We start from the raw sequence: 18,352 nt of genomic DNA on the forward strand, positions 1-18,352 counted from the left end.
ACCGGGGCGGGTCGCGCGCGCCCGGCGCGCTCACGCGTAATGCGCCCCCAGTCGCGCGTGAGCCTCCCCGCTCGCCCGTACGTGATCCAGGCCCAACTGCGCCGCGCCCAGCACCGGCGGAGCCGTCACCACCGCGACGACCGCCTTGGGCGCCTTGACGGCCAGCAGTTCCCCGATCCGGTGGTCGAGCCGCGGATGGCGGGCCGCCAGCACACTCCCGCCCAGCAGTACCGGCGCCTCCTCGCCCAGCAGCCCGAGCCTGTCCAGCGCGACCGTCGCCAGCGCCACGACCTCCTCGGCCAGCCGGTCGACCAGCGACCGGGACACGGCGTCACCCGCCGCCCCGGTCGCGAACAGCACCGGCGTCAGCTCATGCCGGCGCACGTACGGGATGCGCCCCAGGTGCAGCGCCTCGATCAGCTCGTACATCGACCCCAGGCCGAAATGCCCCGGCAGCGTCCGTACCAACTCCGTTGGCTCGCCCCGGCCGTCCTCCGCGCGCGCCGCGAACCACAGCGCCTCCTCCGCGAGGCCCGCACCGCCGCCCCAGTCACCGGAGATCCGGCCGATCGCGGGGAAGCGGGCGGTGCGGCCGTCCGGCAGCATGCCCACGCAGTTGATGCCCGCACCGCACACGACGGCGACGCCCCGAGGCGCCGCGCCGCTCGGCAGCCCCGCGCGCAGTATCGCGAAGGTGTCGTTGCGGACCTCGGTCGTACGGCCCCACCCCCGCGCGTGCACGGCCGCCGTCAACTCCCGTTCCTCGACGGGGAGATCGGCGTTGGCCAGACACGCCGACACATGATCCACGACATCCCGTTCCGGCAGTCCCGCCGCCGCGAGCGCCTCGGCGACCGCCGTCGCCAGCGCGTCGGTCGCCGCCTCGATCCCGACGGCCGGCGGCTGGAAGCCGCCCCCGCGGGCCGTTCCGAGCACCGACCCGTCGGGGCCGATCACGGCCACATCGGTCTTGCTGTTCCCCGCGTCGACGGCCAGGACGCTGCCGCGCCCCGCCGCCGGGCCGGCCGAGCCCGTACGCCCCACGGAGCCCGTACGCCCCGCCGCATCGGTGGGCCTCACCACGCCCCCGCCCCCGGCCACGCCCGTACCCCCGTCAAGATCCCCGCTCACGCCCACGCGAGATGCTCCCGGTTGTGTGCGATCAGCTGGTCCGTGAGCGTCTCGGCGTATGCGTACTGGCCGATCAGCGGGTGGGACAGCAGCGCCTTGAAGACACGGTCCCGGCCGCCGTGCAGCGCGGCCTCCAGCGCCAGGGCCTCGTACGCCGAGACATTCGCGACCAGTCCCGCGTACAGCGGATCCAGCGCGGGCACCGCCAGCGGCACCGCGCCCGACGTGCCCACCCGTGCCTGGACCTCGACGACCGCGTCGGGCGGCAGGAACGGCAGCGTGCCGTTGTTGTAGGTGTTCACCACCTGGACCGGGCTGCCCTCGCCGCGCAGCAGCGAGGCCGCGAGGTCCACCGCGGCCTCCGAGTAGAAGGCGCCGCCGCGCTTCGACAGCAGCTCCGGCTTCTCGTCCAGCGCCGGGTCGCCGTACATCTCCAGCAGCCGCTTCTCCATCTCGGCCACCTCGGCGGCCCGGGAGGGCTTGGTGCCCAGTTCCCGTACGGCCTCGTCGTGCGCGTAGAAGTACCGCAGGTAGTACGACGGTACGACCCCGAGCCGGTCCAGCACCGCACGGGGCAGCCGCAGATCGGCCGCGAGCGCGTCGCCGTGCTTCGCCAGCAGCTCGGGCAGTACGTCGGCGCCCTCCGGGCCGCCGACGCGCACGCCCCGCTCCCAGGTCAGATGGTTCAGCCCCACATGCTCCAGATAGACCTCGGAGGGGGCGACCTCCAGCAGCTTCGCGAACCTGCGCTGGAAGCCGATCGCCACATTGCACAGGCCCACGGCCCTGTGACCGGCCTGGAGCAGCGCCCGGGTCACGATCCCCACCGGGTTGGTGAAGTCGATGATCCAGGCGTCGGGGTTGGCGCGCCGTACCCGCTCAGCGATGCCGAGGACCACCGGAACCGTCCGCAGCGCCTTGGCCAGACCGCCCGCGCCCGTCGTCTCCTGCCCGATACAGCCGCACTCCAGCGGCCACGTCTCGTCCTTCAGGCGCGCCGCCTGTCCGCCGACACGCAGCTGGAGCAGCACCGCGTCGGCGTCCGCGACACCCGCGTCCACGTCCTGGGTGACGGTGATGCGGCCGGGGTGCCCCTGTTTGGCGAAGATCCGCCGGGCCAGCCCCCCGACCAGGTCGAGACGGTCGGCCGCCGGGTCGATCAGGACGAGTTCCCCGATCGGCAGGGTGTCCCTCAAACGGGCGAAACCGTCGATGAGTTCGGGTGTGTAGGTCGATCCGCCGCCGACCACTGCGAGCTTCATGATTCTCAGCCCTTCACTCCGGTCAGTGTGACTCCCTCGACGAACGCCTTCTGGGCGAAGAAGAACACGAGGATCACGGGGGCCATGACCAGGACGGTCGCGGCCATGGTCAGATTCCAGTCGGTGTGGTGCGCGCCCTTGAAGGATTCCAGGCCGTAACTGAGGGTCCAGGCGGCCGGATTCTCCGAGGCGTAGATCTGAGGTCCGAAGTAGTCGTTCCAGGCGTAGAAGAACTGGAACAGTGCCACCGCCGCCACCCCCGGTTTCGCCATCGGCAGCACAACCTGGAGCAGCGTACGGAATTCACCGCAGCCGTCGACTTTCGCGGCGTCCAGATACTCGTCGGGAATGGTCAGCAGGAACTGCCGCAGCAGGAAAATGGAGAACGCGTCGCCGAATGCCATCGGAATGATCAACGGCCAGAGCGTGCCCGACAGATCGAGTTGTTTCGCCCAGAAAAGATACATCGGAATGATGATCACCTGTGGTGGCAGCATCATCGTCGAGATGACGAGCATCAGCGACAACCGGCGTCCCCGGAAGCGGAATTTCGCCAGCGCGTACGCCACCGGGATCGACGAGGTCACCGAGAGGACGGTGCCGAGTCCCGCGTACAGCAGGGTGTTCTTCCACCAGGTCACAAAGCCCGGGGTGTCGAAGACCTTGGCGTAATTGCCCCACTCCCAGGTGTCCGGGGTGAGGTCGCGGGTGAGTGCCTGCTGGTCGCTCATCACCGAGGTCAGGAAGAGGAAGACGAACGGCAGCAGGAAGAAGAGCGCGGCCGCGACGCCCAGGGCATGGACGGCGATCCAGTGCAGCAGCACCCTGCGGCGTGCGGTCCGGGCGGCGGGCGTACGGTTCCGAGCCGCCGGCCGGGGTGCTCCGGCCGGCGCGGTCGCCGGGTCGAGTACGGACGTCATCTCAGCCACCCGCTCCGATCAGTCCGCCGCGCCGCCGCATCAGCAGCGCGGTGAAGGCCATGGCCAGGAGGAACAGCACCAGCGCGACGACGCACGCCGCGCCGTAGTCGAAGCGCTGGAAGCCCAGGTTGTAGACCAGTTGGGGCAGCGTCAGTGTCGACTTGTCGGGATAGCCGGGCTCGAACTGCTGGCCGGAGCCGCCGATGACACCGGAGGCGACCTTTCCCGCGACCAGCGGCTGGGAGTAGTACTGCATCGCGGAGATCACCCCGGTCACCACGGCGAACAGCACGATCGGCGAAATGTTCGGCAGGGTCACGAACCGGAACCGCTGCCAGGCCGACGCGCCGTCCAGCTCCGCCGCCTCGTACTGCTCCTTCGGCACGTCGAGCAGCGCGGCCATGAAGATCACCATCAGGTCGCCGATGCCCCAGACGGCCAGCATCGTCAGCGCCGGCTTGGACCAGGACGGGTCGTTGAACCAGCCCGGAGCCGGCAGACCGAGCTGCCCGAGGACCGTGTTGACCGGCCCCGTACCGGGATTGAGGAGAAAGACGAAGGCGAGGGTCGCGGCGACCGGCGGCGCCAGATACGGCAGGTAGAAGAGAGTGCGGAAGATCCCCGTACCGGTCTTGATCCTGGTGATCAGCAGGCCGGTGCCCAGCCCGAAGACCACCCGGCAGGCCACCATGATGACGACGAGCCAGAGCGTATTGCGCAGCGACGGCCAGAACATCGGATAGTCGGTGAAGACATACGACCAGTTCCCGAGGCCGTTCCAGGAGGGCGGGTTGAAGCCGTCGTACTTCATGAAGGAGAAGTACACGGTCGAGATCAGCGGATACGCGAAGAAGACGGTGAAGCCGATCAACCAGGGCGACATGAACGCCGCCGTACGCAGCGCCGACCTGCGGCGCTTCGAACGCGGCGTGCAGGTGGACATCGAAAAAGACTTCCGGGCCCGTTACTTGGCCTGCTCGATATCACGGTCGATCTGCCGGGCGGTCTTCTCCAGACCGGCCTGGAGATCCTTCACGCCGCCCTTCTCGTACTGCAATCCGAAGTCCTGGAGCGTCTGCTGGTACGCCGAACCGTTGACGGCGGCCGGCGGTGTGCTGGAATCGGGGTGCCGCGCGATGTCGAGAAACGTCCGGAAACGTGGATCGAGCTTCAGGCCGGGCGACGCGAGCGCCGCGAAGGTCGACGGCACATTGCGGATGGCGTTCGCGAACTGGACAACCGCCTCGGTGTCGGTGGTCATGTATTTCATCAGCTCCCACGCGGCGTTCTGCTTCCGGCTCTGCGGGGCGATACCCATGATGGTCCCGGAGAGGAAACCCTTGCCGTAACTGTCGGCCTCGTCGTCCGCCACGGGCATCGGCGCCACTCCGATCTCGAACGGTACGTCCGCGTCCTCGGCCATCCCGAGCCGCCATTCGCCGTCGAGCTGCATCGCGACCTTGCCGGTGTGGAACGGGTGCTTCGCGCCCCACTCGTCACCGAACGTGCTGCGGAACCTCTCCAGTTTCCCGTAGCCGCCGAGGTCGTCCACGAGCTTCTTCTGATAGGTGAACATCTCCGCGAAGGCGGGGTCCTTGGCGACGGCGGACTTACCGTTCTTGCCGAAATAGGTGTGGTCCCAGCTCGACATGTAGTGATCGACGACCGTTTCGTAGCCGTGATAGGTCGGCATCAGACCGACCTGCTCATAGCTGTCGCCCTTGGTCTTCGTGAGCCTCTTCGCGTCGGCCGCCAGCTCCGACATGGTCTTCGGCGGCGAGGTGATCCCGGCCCTCCTGAAGGCGTCCTTGTTGTAGTAGAGCCCGTACGCGTCGCTGAGCAGTGGCAGCGCGCACCGCTTGCCCTCGAACCGGGTGTACTCCAGCAGCACCTTCGGGAAGATCTTCTCCGGATCGAGCCCGGACTTCTCGATGAACGGCTTCAGATCGGCGAAGGCGCCGGACGAACAGAACTTGCCGACATTGGACGTGGTGAAGGAGGACACCACATCGGGCCCGTTCGAACCGCCCGCGCGCAGCGCCTGGTTGAGCTTGTCGTCATTGATGTTGCCGACGACCTTCACCGTGATGTTCGGGTGGGCATTCTCGAACCGGTCGATGTTGTCCTGGATCGCCTTGGTCTCGGCGGGCGCGCTCCACCCGTGCCAGAAGGTGATCGAGGTCCTGGCGCTCGGATCGTCGGACGCGCCGGCGCCCGACTGGCCGGTGCACGCGGTGGCGACGACGAATATCGCGGCGACCGCCAGGGCGGAAACGGTCAGACGTCGGTTCTTGGGCATGACGGTACTCCCGGGTGGTCGAGGTTCGGGAAGGTGACGTACGGGGAGGCTTGCGGGGCGTACGCGGCGCGGGTGAACCGTGGGGGTGAACGCGGGCGTGACCGTGGTGGCGCGCGCGGGCGCGCACGCTGCGGTCACCGTGGACCGGTGCTGACGTGAGGGGCCGTCAGCGCGAGGTGTCGAAAAGCTCGTCGCGCGTGGTCGCGAGAGCGCTCTCCAGGGCGCCCCGCAGTACGGGACGGTGCTGGACCTCTCCGACGAGGAGCCGGGGGCGCGACGCGGCGAGTTCGGCCAGCTCCGCCTGGACCAGCGCGCGCAGCGGCTCACCGCCGGCGGCGATCACCCCGCCCGCGAGGATGATCAGCTCGGGGTCGAGGACGGCGGTCACGGACGCGAGACCGGTGGCGAGGCGCTGGGCGTACAGCCGTAGCAGCTCCGCCAGTTGACCACTTTCCTTGTCCCGGTCCCGCCCGCTACCACCGGCCCGCTCTCCGTCCTCCCCGTATCGGGCAGCGGCCCGTGCCAGCAGTCCGGCGGCGACATCGACGTACGGCTTCTCCGGGGTGTCGTACCCCAGCGACTTGGCGAGCCTCGGCACGGACTGCGCGCCGGCCAGCTCCTGGAAGCCGCCGCTGTTGGCCCTGACGACCTGTCGTACGAGCGGAGTTCCGGGGACCGGCAGGAAGCCCACCTCGCCGGCGCCACCGGTGAAGCCGCGGTGCAGCCGCCCGCCGATGACCACGGAGGCGCCGAGCCCCTCCTCGTTCCACAGCAGGACGAAGTCCTCGTGACCACGGGCCGCCCCGAGCCGCTGCTCGGCGACCGCCGCGAGGTTCACGTCGTTCTCGTACTCGACGGGCATCGGCAGGGCCGCCGCCAGTTCGTCGAGCAGGGCGGGGGAGTGCCAGCCGGGCAGATGGGACGCGTACCGCAGCCGCCCGGTGGACGGGTCGAACGCGCCGGGCGTGCCGATCACCACCCGGCGGACCTCCGCGCGCGTCAGCCCGGCGGCCTTCACGGCTCCCTCCAGAGCGTCCGTCACCTGACGGACGACATCGTCGGTGCGGCGGCCCGGAGTCGGCAGTTCGAACTCGCCGACGGTGGCGCCGGTGACATCGGCGACGGCCGCGAGGATCCGCCGCGGGTTCACATCGAGCGCGGCGGCGTACGCGGCCCGCGCGTTGACGGCGTACAGCTGCGCGTTGGGACCGGGACGGCCCTCGGTGGTCCCGGTGGCGACGACGAGTCCGGCCGCTTCGAGGCGGGCCAGCAGCTGGGAGGCGGTGGGCTTCGACAGCCCGGTCAGCTTCCCTATGCGCGTCCGCGAGAGCGGCCCGTGGAGCAGCAGCAGATCAAGGGCGGCCCGGTCGTTCATGGCCCGCAGCACCCGTGGAGTTCCCGGCGACGGAGTGGTGGATCCGGTCACGGCCTGGCGCCTGCCTTTCGACTTGCTGCTCGCAAACTCACCGACGACACCGAACTCTGTTAGGAAGGTTTCCTATCAGGCATGGAACGTAGGCCGGTGGCAGGGAAGCCGTCAATACCTTCCGGCACAACACACCCCCGCGGCAACCAAAGAGTTACCCGGGGGCGCGGAGATGAGCAGTGAGCGGCCGGTCCTACTACTTCGTGAGGTTGGTGGGCGGCGCTATCGGGGACGCCGCCAGCGACTGCGGCGAGGTCGGGCTGGCCAGCGCCGAGGGGGCCGACACACCCGCCGTCGGGTCGGTCGCCGCCCCGTCCTCCGTCGCGATCAGGATGCCGCCGACGATCTGGATGCCCGCCTCGTCGAACGCGCGCTTGATCCGCCAGCGCAACTCGCGCTCCACGCCCAGCGACTGGCCCGGCATCGTCTTCGCCGAGAGCCGCACCGTCATCGAGTCCAGCAGCACCGAGTCCAGGCCGAGCATCTCGACCGGACCCCACAGCCGCTCGTTCCACGGGTCGTCCTTGGCCATCTTCTCGGCCACCTGTGTGATGACCGTACGGATCCGATCCAGGTCCTCCGACGGCCTGACCATCACATCGACGCCGGCCGTCGCCCAGCCCTGACTCAGGTTGCCGATCCGCTTGACCTCGCCGTTGCGTACGTACCAGATCTCCCCGTTGTCGCCCCGCAGCTTCGTGACACGCAGGCCGACCTCGATCACCTCGCCGGACGCCACACCCGCGTCGATCGTGTCCCCGACGCCGTACTGATCCTCAAGGATCATGAAAACGCCGGACAGGAAGTCGGTGACGAGATTGCGCGCACCGAAGCCCAGCGCCACCCCCGCGACACCCGCGGACGCCAGCAACGGGGCCAGATTGATGTTCAGCGCCCCGAGCATCATCAGCGCCGCCGTCCCCAGGATCAGGAACGACGTGACCGACCGCAGCACCGACCCGATGGCCTCGGACCTCTGGCGCCGCCGCTCGGCGTTCACCAGCAGACCACCGAGCGCGGTGCCCTCCACGGACTGAACGCTGCGGTTCATCCGCTCTATCAGCTTGGTCAGGGCACGGCGGATCACATGACGCAGGACGAGCGCGATCACCAGGATCAGCACCATGCGCAGCCCGACGCTCAGCCACGTGGACCAGTTCTCCTCCACCCAGCTCGCCGCGTCGGTCGCCCGGTCCGCGGCCTCGTCCAGAGTGACGGGGTCGGGGGGTGGAGCGGCGGCGGCCGACGGAGCGGACCAGGACACGACAGAGACCTCCAGGTATGGCCGGACAGGTTGCCGGGCTGGCCAACCACACTAACGGGGCAGTGCGGCCGTTCCGGCGCTCCGCCGGGGGGAGAGACACGACTCACGTGTACCCCGTACGGGCCGGGAGCGGCCACCGGCACGGCAGGACGTGGTGTGGTCGAAAACACCCCGAGGCCGTTACCTGGACGTGGTGGCGTTTCGACCAGGCATGAGGAGAGACTGAGTACAGATCGTCCCGGCGCGAGCCACGCGCCGCCGGCGTACAAGGAGGCACCCGTGCCGCACGTTCTGGTCCTCAACGCGTCGTACGAGCCGCTCGGCGTCGTACCGCTCCGCCGCGCGCTCGTCCTCGTCCTGGAGAACAAGGCCCTCTGCCTCGAGGAATCCGGCGCCTTCATGCACAGCGAAACCCGTGTCATCCCCGCACCCAGCGTCGTACGGCTGAAGCGTTTCGTACGCATCCCCTACCGGGGCCCCGTCCCGCTCACCCGCCGCGCGCTCTTCGCCCGCGACGGCGGTCGCTGCATGTACTGCGGTGGCGTCGCAACCAGCGTCGACCACGTCATTCCGCGCAGCCGTGGCGGGCAGCACGCGTGGGAGAACGTGGTGGCGGCCTGCCGCCGCTGCAACCACGTCAAAGCGGACCGGCACCTGAGGGAACTGGGCTGGAGACTCAACCACCAGCCGGCCCCGCCATCGGGCCTGGCCTGGCGAATCATCGGGACGGGACACCGCGATCCGAGGTGGCTTCCGTACCTACAACCGTACGGAGCGGAGGATGCCATGGCCCGCATCGACGGCATCTCGGCGTGATTCCGGGGGCTCGGTTCGCCTGCGGGGGCGTGCCTCACCCCGCCCCCGCAGGCGCGGGGCGGCTCCGGGGCGTGCCTCCCCCCGCCCCCGAGGGCTCGGTTCGCCTCCGGGGCGCGCCTCACCCCGCCACCCCGTACGCCTCCACCGAGAACAGCGAGTACCCGAACCGCGTCCCCCGCCCATCCCCCTGCACCCGCAGGAACCGCGTCTCCTTCGCGTCCATGCCCACCACCTCGCGTCCGCCCGCGCCGTCCCTCACCGTCGCCGCCGTCCGCCAGTTCCGCCCGTCCGCCGAGACCTGGACGCGGTAGCGGCTCGCGTACGCCTCCTGCCAGTGCAGTACCACCCTGCCGATCCGGGCCGGCCGCGCCAGTTCCACCTGCCACCAGGCGCCGTCCTCGACGGGGGAGGACCAGCGGCTGACCGGATCGCCGTCGATCGCGGCGGACGCCGGGAAGTCGGCGGTCTCGTCGCCGGAGGAGGTGGCTCTGCCGGTGCGGGCGAGGTCCGGGCCGGCGGTACGGGGCGAGGCCCGTACCGTCAGCGTGCGTGTGTCCCCGGCGAAGGTGAACGGCACCTCGTACGTACCGACCGGAGTGCCCTCGGGGACGCTGACCTCGACGGGAACGGTCGTACGGGACCCGCGCGGCACCGTCGTTCCCTTGGGCGCTTTCACCCGAATGCCGGAAGGCGCCTTCGCGGTGAGTCTGCCCCGTACGTCGACGGGCCGCCGTGCGGACAGCCGGGCCTCGACCGTCTCGGGCTTCCCGCCGATCTGGGCGTCGGTCCCGCCCCGGGGCAGGTCCAGTTCGGCTTGCGGTTCGTCGGCGAACCAGGGCACGACGTGCCGGATGGCCGGCGCTGAGCCGGACGCGCTCGGCCCGACGACACCGGATCCGAGGCCCGCGCCGGTCCAGCGGATCCGTATGGCGTCGGCCCTTACGCCCTTCGCGGCCGTCTCGGTCCATCCGCTCGTGGAGAGCGAGTCCAGCGCACGCCAGCCCTCGCCGGGGACATGGACCTCGACGCTCGCGCCGGCGCCCGTGCCGGGTTCGGTCATCGTGTTGACCGTCTCGACGGACCTGGTCCTGCCGAGGTGGACGGTGTAGGACTGCGCGTCCTTGCTGACCTTCTCGCCGGTCCCGCCGGCGCTGCCCGCGGAGTCTGCCGAGTCCTCCGCGACCGGCGCGCGGTCCGTGCCCGTCCAGGCCGACGACTCCTCGACCGCCCTGTCGATGAAGGGGCCGAGTACGCCCTTGCCGACCGTGACCCGGCTCGCCCCGGCGGCCTGCCGCAGCGGTTCGAGGGCCAGCGAGTCCTGCCAGGCGCTCGCTCCGTCGCCGCGGTCCTGGGCCTGGAGCATGTCGATGGCCAGCTCACCGGCTTCGCCGTAGCGCGCCAGCTGGTCGAGCCAGGGCCGTACCTCGTCGTCCAGCCGCCCCTCCTGGGAGCCTGTTTCCCGGGAGCCTGCGGCTCCGGCGAGTCGCCGAGGGGCCTCCCGCATCACCGAGAAGGCCGCCCGGAGCCTGCTCGCCGCCCGGTCCCCGGCCGCCGTGTGCCCCGTGCGCGTGACGTCCCTGTTCGTACGGGACTCCCAGAAGTCGTCGAGCAGCGGCTTCAGGTACGCGGACTCCGAGGGGTCGAGAATGGAGGACGCGTCGTTTCCGGCCAGCGCGCTCAGCGCCTCACGGGCCTCGGCGTCCCCGCCCGCGAGGTCGTCGATCGCGGCCTTCCAGGACTCCTGAGGCTGGTAGCCGCGCGGATTCCAGGCGTAGTCGGCCGCCGTGAACAGCGGGATCCGGGACGCGGACGGCTGCTCCATGGCGTTGGCGAGCAGCGCGGCCGAGCCGGCGGCGACGGCCGGTTCGCGGCCGGTGTACGGGCCGAGGAAGAGCCGGCCCTGCTCGTAGTCGTTGACCGGGTAGTTGTCCATGGTGACCAGGGGGCGCTTGAACGCGGCGCGCGCCCCCATCAGCTCCCGGCCGGTGATCGTGCGCGGTACGACACCGACTCCGGTCCACGCGACCTGTATACGGGTGCCGAGCGCGTCCGCGAGCGCCTCGCGGTAGTCCGTGGTGCCGTTCTGGTAGTACTCGGTCGGCATCACCGTGAGCGGCTCGGCGCCCGTGTACCGGTCCGCCAGATGGTCCGCCACCGCGTTCGCCACGCGGGCTTGCGCCCTGGCGGCGGCCTCGGGGCCGGAACCGAACGTGTCGGCGTCCTCGTCGCAGTGCCACTCGCTGTAGCTGACGTCCTGGAACTGGAGCTGGAAGGCGCGCACGCCCAGCGCCCACATCGCGTCGATCTTGCGGTTGAGCGCCTTGACGTCCGCGTCCGAGGTCATGCACATGGCCTGGGCGGGGGCGACGGCCCAGGCCAGCGTCACATGATTGCGCCGGGCGCGTTCGGCCAGCTCACGGAATTCGGCGCGCTGCGCGGCGGGATACGGATCGCGCCAGCGCACCTGGCGGAACGCGTCGTCGCCGGGCGCGTACAGGTAGCGGTTCTGCTTCGTGCGCCCCATGAAGTCGAGTTGCGCCAGCCGTTGCCGGTGGCTCCAGGGCTGCCCGTAGAAGCCTTCCGTCGTGCCGCGTAGCGCCGTCCCGGGCCAGTCCCGTACGACGACTCCCGGGACGGTGGCCCGGCCGCCCGCTGTGACGATCAGCTGGCGCAGGGTCTGCACGGCGTGGAAGAGGCCGTCGTCACCGAGACCGTCCAGGGCGACGGTGGCCCGTCCGGCGACGGTGCCCGCGGCGATGCGGTAGCCGCCGGTCGGGAGGTCGGCGCGCTCCGGCGCGCGCAGGGCGCGCAGCGCTTCTTGCGCGCCGGAGCCTCCGGCCAATAAGACGGACCCGGTACCGGCGTGCGGCTCCCCGGGGGCCTTTCCGATGGACGACGTGGTGCGAACCGTACGGACACCTGCCGCGCGCAGCAGCTCCGTCAGCTCCTGTACGGCGTACGGGTCGGCTCCGGCGCCCGTGACGACGGTGACCTCGTCCCCGAGCGGCACGGCGGCTCCGGACGCTTGGATCTCCTGCGGCCGGGGCCAGACGGAGGGGACGGAGGGGGCACTCTCGCGGCCGGGCGTGGCGGCCGACGGGGCCGCCGGGTCGTGCGGGGCGGCGAGCGCGCCCGGCGCCGTGCCGAGGAGACCGCCGATCACGGCGACCGCGACGGCGGTCGCGGTCTTCACTCGCCCGAGCCGCATGCCCTTGCTCCCCTCAGTGGTTCCCCTGGCTCCACCGAAGTACGGAAGTCCCGACGAGCTGACTCACCGAGCGGTCCGGCCGAGCGGCAAGAGCCCACCACCCCGCGATGAGGGTGTCAACGTGCAAGGCCGTTGTGTCCCTTTTGGCCGCTGCTTGTGATAGGCAGGGGCTTCGCCCGCCGCACGGGGATCCCGGGAAACGGATCACGGCGAAGCGGGGAACAGATCGTGACGGATCACGGCGAACCCGGGAACAGATCGTGACTCGACACACGTTTACGGGGGGTACGGGTCTGCGGTCGTGTTCCCTGGGTAGGCGCCGAACAGTTCTGCTCCCCGACTCTTTGGAGGGGCCATCATGGCCGCATCCGCTCAGCTTCTGCTTTCCGCTCTTTCCAAACGGACGGAGCCCGCCTTTCTGACCAGCGAGCCGCCGCTCGCCGAGGTCGGTGCGGGGCCTCTGACCAGCGAACCAGCGTTCGCCGACTGCCCTCCTCTCACCAGCGAACCCGCGTTCGCCGACTACGCCCCCCTCACCAGCGAGCCGCCGCTCGCCGCCGACACCGCCCCGCTGACCAGCGAGCCGACCGCGTACGGCACGGCAGGCTGCAACTGCATGGAGTACCCAGGAGTCTGAATGGGCCTGGCCAGGCTCGCCGAGCTGCACGGTGTCGCCACCGCGTACTCACCCTCTCCGGGCGTGACCGTCCCGGTTCCCGACGACACGGTGATCTCGGTGCTGGCCGCGCTGAGCGTCGACGCGTCCACCCCTGTGGCGGTGGACGCCGCGCTGAGCCGCGCCGAGTCCGCCGCCGCGAGCCGCCTGCTGCCCCCGACCCTGGTCCTGTGGAGCGCCCCGGACGGCGCGGCGCCCGACCTGCCGCCCTCCCTGGCCACCCTCCCGCCCGGTGCGACGCTCCGGGTGGAGACGGAGCGGGGCGATTCGGTGGAGCTGCCCCGGGCGGGCTCCGCCGAGCCGGTGGAGGCCGAGGAGCTGACGGGGCCCGCCGTCCAGGCCTCCGCCTGGGCGCGGCTGCCTCTCGGGGTGCACCGGCTGGCCGTGGGGGCCCCTGACGGCCGTACGGCCCGGGTCACGCTCGTCGTCGCGCCCGGTCATGTCCCGCAGCCCCCTGCCCGTACGCACGGCTTCCTGGTGCAGCTCTACTCCCTGCTGTCCCGCCGCTCCTGGGGCATGGGCGACCTGGGGGACCTCGCCGAGCTGGCCGCCTGGTCGGGGCGGGTGCTGGGCGCGGGGTTCGTCCAGATCAACCCGCTGCACGCGGCGGTCCCCGGCGCCCCGACCGACCCCTCGCCGTACCGCCCGTCCTCGCGGCGCTTCCCCGACCCGGTCCATCTGCGGATCGAGGACATTCCGGAGTACGCGTACGCCCGCGGCCCCGAGCGCGAGCGGCTCGACGCGCTGGTGGAGAAGGCGGCGGCGCTGCGCGAATCGGTGCTGCGCGAGCCGGTCCCGCTCGTATCCGCCCAGGACACGGGCGTCGGCGAGGTCGCAAGCGCAGGCGCAAGCACAGGCACGGACCAGGGCGGCGCGCTGATCGACCGCGACGCCGTCTGGGCGCTCAAACGCGCGGCCCTGGACATCCTGGCCACGGCCCCGCTCGGTCCCGGCCGCCGCGCCGCCTACTGCGACTTCCTGGCCGCACAGGGCCAGGCCCTGGAGGACCACGCCACCTGGTACGCCCTCGCCGAGGCGCACGGCCCCCGGTGGCGCGACTGGCCGGCCGGGCTGCGCGACCCCCGCTCGCCCGAGACGGCCGAGGCCCGGCGTGAGCTGCTCGAACGGGTCGACTTCCACTGCCGGCTGGCCTGGCTCACCGACGAACAGCTCGCCGCCGCCTCCAAGGCAGCCGGGGACGCCGGAATGCCCGTCGGGATCGTCCACGACCTGGCTGTCGGGGTGCACCCGGACGGCGCCGACGCCTGGGCCCAGCAGGACGCCTTCGCCGCCGGGATGTCGGTCGGCGCCCCACCGGACGCCTTCAACGCGCTCGGCCAGGACTGGGGCCTGCCCCCGTGGCGCCCCGACGTGCTGGCCGCGTCGGGCTACGCCCCGTACCGCGGACTGCTCACGGGCCTCCTGCGGCACGCGGGCGCGCTGCGGATCGACCATGTGATGGGCCTGTTCCGCCTCTGGTGGGTGCCCGAGGGCCAGGAACCCACCCGGGGAACGTATGTCCGCTACGACGCCGAGGCGATGCTCGCCGTCCTCGCTCTGGAAGCGCACCGTGCGGACGCCGTCGTCATAGGGGAGGACCTGGGCACGGTCGAGCCCGGCGTGCGCGAGGCGCTGGAGCGGCGCGGTGTGCTCGGCACCTCGGTGCTCTGGTTCGAGCGCGACTGGGCCGGTACGGGGCAGCCGCTGGCGCCCGAGAGCTGGCGCGAGGGCTGCGTGGCCACCGCGACCACCCACGACCTCCCGTCCACCGCGGCCCGACTCACCGGTGAGCATGTGGAGCTGCGGCACCGCCTCGGCCTGCTCACCCGCCCGCTGGAGCAGGAGCAGGCGGACGACCGGGCGGAGGTCGCCGAGTGGCTGCACTGCCTGGTCGGGCTGGGGCTGCTGCCCGAGGGCGGCGGCGAGGAGGACGAGATCCGCGCGGTCTACGGCTTCCTGTCGCGGACCCCGGCCCGGATGATCGGCATCTGGCTGCCGGACGCGGTGGGCGACCGCCGCCCGCAGAATCTGCCCGGCACCTGGGACCAGTACCCCAACTGGAGACTGCCGGTCGCGGATGCGCGGGGCCGCCCGATGACCCTGGAGGAACTGACCGCGTCACCACGGCTGCGCGGCCTGACGGAGGTCCTGCGCTCCCGTACGGCACCCCCGCGCGCGCGGCCGGTATAGGCGTTCGCTACGTTTGCACCGTGGACAAGAAGAACGCTCTGCGCGCCGGCGCCCTGACGGCCGGTACGACGCTGATGATGCTGCTCATGTCGTCCCCGGCCCTCGCGCTGACCCCCGACGACGGTGACCAACCGGGTTCGGGCCTGAGCGTCGCCGAGACGCTCGGCCTCTTCGTGGTGGCCCCGGTGGTGATCTTCGGGATCATCGCGGGTCTGGTGATGGTCCTGGACAAGTCCCGCAAGCAGCAGGCCTGACGCCCGGACACACATCCCGCGCTCGCCTCACGCCCGCGGGACACATGATCCGAGAAAGCGCCGTCCGGCACAGATGTGCGGGGCGGCGCTTCCGCGCGACGGCTCACGGGTGCCGACGACGTACGGATGCCCGCGGAGCATCGGTGCCCGCGGCTTGCGCGCGCCGGTGGCGACGCCTTCCGGCCGCGGGCGGCGGAACGGCCCCGTAAGGCCGCTCCCGCCACCCGCTCCCGCCCACTCCTGCGCGCGGGTCGCAGCCGCTACGCGGCCCTGGTGGCCCCCGCCGCCTCGTCCGCCGCCTGCGCCCTCAGCGCGCGCTCGACGCCCGCGCGGGACTCCGAGACCAGCCGGCGCAGCGCCGCGTTCGGGCCCGCCGTGGACAGCCAGGCGTCCGTCGCGTCCAGGGTCGACTGCGCGACCTGGAGCGCCGGGTAGAGGCCGACCGCGACCTGCTGGGCCATCTCGTGCGAGCGCGACTCCCAGACCCCGGTGACCGCCGCGAAGTACTTCTCCGTGTACGGAGCGAGCAGTTCACGCTGGTCGGTCTGGACGAAGCCGCCGATCACGGCCTCCTGGAGCGAGTTCGGCAGCTTGTCGCTCTCCACCACCGAGGCCCAGGCCTCCGCCTTGGCACCGGCGTCGGGGCGGGCCGAGCGGGCCGCGGCCGCGTGGCGCTCGCCCGCCGCCGTCCGGTCGCGCTCGTACTCCGCCGCGATGTCCTCCTCGTCGTGCAGACCGACCGCCGCCAGCCGCTGGACGAACGCCCAGCGCAGCTCGGTGTCGACGGCCAGGCCCTCCACCGTCTCCGTACCGTCCAGCAGCCCCTGCAACAGGTCGAGCTGCTTCGGCGTACGGGCGGTCGCCGCGAACGCCCGTGCCCACGCCAGCTGGTGGTCGCTGCCCGCGTCCGCCGCGCGCAGGTGCGCCAGGGTGGCGTCCGTCCAGCGTGTCAGCCCCGCCTCGCGCCACGCGGGCGCCGCGTACAGGTCGAGCGCCAGCTTCACCTGGCGGTGCAGCGACTGCACGACCCCGATGTCCGACTCCTTGGTGATGCCGGACAGCACCAGCTCCAGGTAGTCGCGCGTGGCCAGCTCGCCGTCCCGCGTCATGTCCCACGCCGACGCCCAGCACAGCGCGCGCGGCAGCGACTGGGTGAAGTCCCCGAGGTGTTCGGTGACGACCCGCAGCGACTCCTCGTCGAGGCGGACCTTCGCGTACGACAGGTCGTCGTCGTTCAGCAGGATCACGGCCGGGCGCGGGGTGTCCGCCGGGAACGGCACCTCGGTGCTCGCACCGTCCACGTCCAGCTCGATCCGGCTCGTACGGACCAGCTTGCCGTTCTCGTCCAGGTCGTAGCAGCCGACCGCGATCCGGTGCGGACGCAGCACAGGCTCGCCCTTCGCGCCCGCTGGCAGCGCCGGAGCCTCCTGCCGTACGGAGAACGACGTCACATGGCCCGACTCGTCCAGCTCGATCTCCGGGCGCAGGATGTTGATCCCGGCCGTCTCCAGCCACGCCTTCGACCAGGTCTTCAGGTCACGCCCCGAGGTCTCCTCCAGCGCGCCCAGCAGATCGGACAGCCGGGTGTTCCCGAACGCGTGCGCCTTGAAGTACGCCTGCACGCCCCGGAAGAACTCGTCCTGCCCGACGTACGCGACCAGCTGCTTCAGCACGGACGCGCCCTTCGCGTACGTGATGCCGTCGAAGTTGACCAGCACGTCGTCCAGATCGCGGATCTCCGCCATGATCGGGTGCGTGGAGGGCAGTTGGTCCTGCCGGTACGCCCAGGTCTTCATGGAGTTCGCGAACGTCGTCCAGGACTGCGGCCACCGGGAGTCGGGCGCGTACGCCAGGCACGCGATCGAGGTGTACGTGGCGAACGACTCGTTCAGCCACAGGTCGTTCCACCACTCCATGGTGACCAGGTCGCCGAACCACATGTGGGCCAGCTCGTGCAGGATCGTCTCGGCCCGCCCCTCGTACGCCGCGTCCGTCACCTTCGACCGGAAGACGTACTGGTCGCGGATGGTCACCGCGCCCGCGTTCTCCATCGCGCCCGCGTTGAACTCCGGTACGAACAGCTGGTCGTACTTGGCGAAGGGGTAGGCGTAGTCGAACTTCTCCTGGAACCAGTCGAAGCCCTGCCGCGTGACCTCGAAGATCGCGTCCGAGTCGAGGTACTCGGCAAGCGAGGGACGGCAGTAGATGCCGAGCGGCACCGACTGGCCGCCCTTCTCGTACGAGCTGTGCACCGAGTGGTACGGGCCGACGATCAGCGCGGTGATGTACGACGAGATGCGCGGGGTCGGCTCGAAGCTCCAGACGTTGTCCTTGGGCTCCGGCGTCGGCGAGTTGGAGACGACGGTCCAGCCCTCGGGGGCCTTCACGGTGAACTGGAAGGTCGCCTTCAGGTCGGGCTGCTCGAACGACGCGAAGACGCGCCGCGCGTCCGGCACCTCGAACTGCGTGTACAGATAAGCCTGCTGGTCCACCGGGTCGACAAAGCGATGCAGGCCCTCGCCGGTGTTGGTGTACGCGCAGTCCGCGACGACCGTCAGCTCGTTCAGACCCTCGTGCAGCTGCTTCAGGGCGATCCGCGAGTCCTCGAAGACGGCGGACGCGTCCAGCGGCGTGCCGTTCAGCACGACCTCGTGCACGGCGGGGGCCACCAGGTCGATGAAGGTCTCGGCCCCGGCCTCCGTGCTCCGGAAACGCACCGTGGTCACGGACCGGTAGGTGCCGCCCTCCTGCGCGCCGGAGAGGTCGAGGTCGATCGCGTACGCATCCACGGTGAGCAGCTTCGCCCGCCGCTGCGCTTCCTCGCGGGTCAGATTGGTGCCGGGCACGCGGTCATCTCCTCGGTATGTGACGTTTTCCGTCATCCTTCCATGTCGCCGCCCGCCGCG

Annotated in this window: 13 protein-coding genes; 4 read left to right on the top strand and 9 right to left on the bottom strand. The window is 71.1% G+C overall.

Annotation, left to right across the window (positions count from 1 at the left end; all coding sequences use genetic code 11):
• Positions 1–30: 30 nt before the first annotated feature.
• From ACIOJD_RS08290 to ACIOJD_RS08320, 7 genes are all read right to left on the bottom strand, one after another.
• Complete coding sequence (locus tag ACIOJD_RS08290; protein WP_401911635.1) at positions 31–1,044, bottom strand: N-acetylglucosamine kinase; 1,014 nt, start codon at positions 1,042–1,044, stop codon at positions 31–33.
• Positions 1,045–1,127: 83 nt separating this feature from the next.
• Positions 1,128–2,393: a 6-phospho-beta-glucosidase gene (locus tag ACIOJD_RS08295; RefSeq protein WP_401909762.1), complete on the bottom strand. Its 1,266-nt coding sequence runs from the start codon at positions 2,391–2,393 to the stop codon at positions 1,128–1,130.
• A gap of 5 nt (positions 2,394–2,398) precedes the next feature.
• The gene (locus ACIOJD_RS08300; protein ID WP_401909764.1) at positions 2,399–3,313 is read right to left on the bottom strand and encodes a carbohydrate ABC transporter permease; all 915 of its coding nucleotides are present in this window, start codon (positions 3,311–3,313) and stop codon (positions 2,399–2,401) included.
• 1 nt (position 3,314) lies between these two features.
• A complete protein-coding gene (locus ACIOJD_RS08305) occupies positions 3,315–4,256 on the bottom strand; it encodes a carbohydrate ABC transporter permease (RefSeq protein ID WP_401909767.1) in 942 nt (313 codons plus the stop codon).
• A gap of 21 nt (positions 4,257–4,277) precedes the next feature.
• Entirely contained in the window at positions 4,278–5,612 is a 1,335-nt protein-coding gene (locus ACIOJD_RS08310; protein ID WP_401909769.1) for an ABC transporter substrate-binding protein, read from the bottom strand.
• Between the two features lie 166 nt (positions 5,613–5,778).
• Complete coding sequence (locus ACIOJD_RS08315) at positions 5,779–6,987, bottom strand: ROK family transcriptional regulator (RefSeq protein ID WP_401911638.1); 1,209 nt, start codon at positions 6,985–6,987, stop codon at positions 5,779–5,781.
• Positions 6,988–7,234: 247 nt separating this feature from the next.
• The gene (locus tag ACIOJD_RS08320; protein ID WP_401909772.1) at positions 7,235–8,302 is read right to left on the bottom strand and encodes a mechanosensitive ion channel family protein; all 1,068 of its coding nucleotides are present in this window, start codon (positions 8,300–8,302) and stop codon (positions 7,235–7,237) included.
• Between the two features lie 279 nt (positions 8,303–8,581).
• Here ACIOJD_RS08320 and ACIOJD_RS08325 point away from each other — a divergent pair, with 279 nt between their 5' ends.
• Positions 8,582–9,118, top strand: coding sequence for an HNH endonuclease (locus ACIOJD_RS08325; RefSeq protein ID WP_401909775.1), 537 nt, complete (start codon positions 8,582–8,584; stop codon positions 9,116–9,118).
• A gap of 118 nt (positions 9,119–9,236) precedes the next feature.
• On the opposite strand, the gene ACIOJD_RS08330 is transcribed toward ACIOJD_RS08325, so the two are convergent.
• Positions 9,237–12,326: a beta-N-acetylglucosaminidase domain-containing protein gene (locus tag ACIOJD_RS08330; protein ID WP_401909779.1), complete on the bottom strand. Its 3,090-nt coding sequence runs from the start codon at positions 12,324–12,326 to the stop codon at positions 9,237–9,239.
• Positions 12,327–12,684: 358 nt separating this feature from the next.
• Here ACIOJD_RS08330 and ACIOJD_RS08335 point away from each other — a divergent pair, with 358 nt between their 5' ends.
• The 3 genes from ACIOJD_RS08335 to ACIOJD_RS08345 are packed head-to-tail and all read left to right on the top strand — an operon-like array spanning position 12,685 to position 15,446.
• Positions 12,685–12,963 (top strand): hypothetical protein, encoded by a 279-nt coding sequence (locus ACIOJD_RS08335; RefSeq protein ID WP_401909782.1) that lies wholly within the window; start codon positions 12,685–12,687, stop codon positions 12,961–12,963.
• On the top strand, positions 12,964–15,192 hold the full coding sequence (malQ, locus tag ACIOJD_RS08340; RefSeq protein ID WP_401909784.1) for a 4-alpha-glucanotransferase: 2,229 nt from the start codon (positions 12,964–12,966) through the stop codon (positions 15,190–15,192).
• 20 nt (positions 15,193–15,212) lie between these two features.
• Positions 15,213–15,446, top strand: a complete 234-nt coding sequence (locus ACIOJD_RS08345; protein ID WP_401909787.1) for a hypothetical protein — start codon at positions 15,213–15,215, stop codon at positions 15,444–15,446.
• 260 nt (positions 15,447–15,706) lie between these two features.
• Here ACIOJD_RS08345 and pepN read toward each other — a convergent pair whose 3' ends face one another.
• Positions 15,707–18,292: an aminopeptidase N gene (gene pepN, locus ACIOJD_RS08350; protein ID WP_401909789.1), complete on the bottom strand. Its 2,586-nt coding sequence runs from the start codon at positions 18,290–18,292 to the stop codon at positions 15,707–15,709.
• Between the last annotated feature and the right edge of the window lie 60 nt (positions 18,293–18,352).

This window comes from Streptomyces sp. NPDC088116, assembly GCF_044741745.1.
Classification (GTDB): Bacteria; Actinomycetota; Actinomycetes; order Streptomycetales; family Streptomycetaceae; genus Streptomyces.

Excerpts from the sequence above, each read along its gene's own strand:
- ACIOJD_RS08295 (WP_401909762.1), bottom strand. The coding sequence starts at position 2,393 with ATGAAGCTCGCAGTGGTCGGCGGCGGATCGACCTACACACCCGAACTC.
- ACIOJD_RS08310 (WP_401909769.1), bottom strand. The coding sequence starts at position 5,612 with ATGCCCAAGAACCGACGTCTGACCGTTTCCGCCCTGGCGGTCGCCGCG.
- ACIOJD_RS08300 (WP_401909764.1), bottom strand. The coding sequence starts at position 3,313 with ATGACGTCCGTACTCGACCCGGCGACCGCGCCGGCCGGAGCACCCCGG.
- ACIOJD_RS08330 (WP_401909779.1), bottom strand. The coding sequence starts at position 12,326 with ATGCGGCTCGGGCGAGTGAAGACCGCGACCGCCGTCGCGGTCGCCGTG.
- ACIOJD_RS08335 (WP_401909782.1), top strand. The coding sequence starts at position 12,685 with ATGGCCGCATCCGCTCAGCTTCTGCTTTCCGCTCTTTCCAAACGGACG.
- ACIOJD_RS08305 (WP_401909767.1), bottom strand. The coding sequence starts at position 4,256 with ATGTCCACCTGCACGCCGCGTTCGAAGCGCCGCAGGTCGGCGCTGCGT.
- ACIOJD_RS08315 (WP_401911638.1), bottom strand. The coding sequence starts at position 6,987 with ATGAACGACCGGGCCGCCCTTGATCTGCTGCTGCTCCACGGGCCGCTC.
- malQ (WP_401909784.1), top strand. The coding sequence starts at position 12,964 with ATGGGCCTGGCCAGGCTCGCCGAGCTGCACGGTGTCGCCACCGCGTAC.